Genomic DNA, 690 nt, shown 5'->3' with positions numbered 1-690 from the left:
AGGCCGGCGGCGGCGCGTAACCATAGCCGTATCCATAGCCATGGGCGTCGGCGGGGGCGGCAAGGCCCGCGAGGCCGGTGCCGATCAGGCCGGTGAGCGCGAGGACGGAGAGAAGCTTGCGCATGGTGTGGCTCCTTCGGGAGCAGCGATGCGGGGCTTTCAGCATCCGCATCGGGAGGGGGTTTCTTGATCCTCTGATGATGAATCTGACCCCGTCTCGTGGCAGCCCTAGGGTCTCTTCAAGGCGCGTGCGGGCCGAATTGTGCCGGGCGCGGCAGAGCTGCGGCGGAATAAAGGCGCGCAGTTGCACAAGGAAAAGCCCGGACGCCTGCGCGTCCGGGCTCCTGTTCGGTCCATCGGTGGAAGGGCTACCAGCCCCGGCGGCCGTAGCCGTAGGACGGGCGGGCATAGGCGTAGCGCGGGCCACCATAGCCATAGCCCCGTCCGTGGTAGTGCGATCCGCTGTTGGACGCGGCGATCGCGAGGCCGGTCGCGGCGAGCACGCCGACGCCGAGCAGCCCGGTCGCGAGCGGGTCGACGCGGCCGTAGGGGTCGGTGCAGGCGGTGAAGCCGAGCAGGCCGGAGAGGGCGAGGACGGGGAGAAGCTTGCGCATCGGACTGGCTCCTTCAGGAGCATTCGGCCCGGCGTTTCCGGCGCCGGACTGGGAGGAGGTTTCTGCATCCTCTGAG

Annotated in this window: 1 protein-coding gene; it reads right to left on the bottom strand. The window is 69.3% G+C overall.

Features of this window, described 5'->3' with window-relative positions:
* Window positions 1-368: 368 nt before the first annotated feature.
* On the bottom strand, window positions 369-614 hold the full coding sequence (locus tag AC1DWF_RS34855; protein WP_476843042.1) for a hypothetical protein: 246 nt from the start codon (window positions 612-614) through the stop codon (window positions 369-371).
* Window positions 615-690: the final 76 nt, after the last annotated feature.

The sequence above is a fragment of the Aminobacter sp. P4_D5 genome, assembly GCF_056401815.1.
This window is presented reverse-complemented; position numbering and strand designations above follow the sequence as displayed.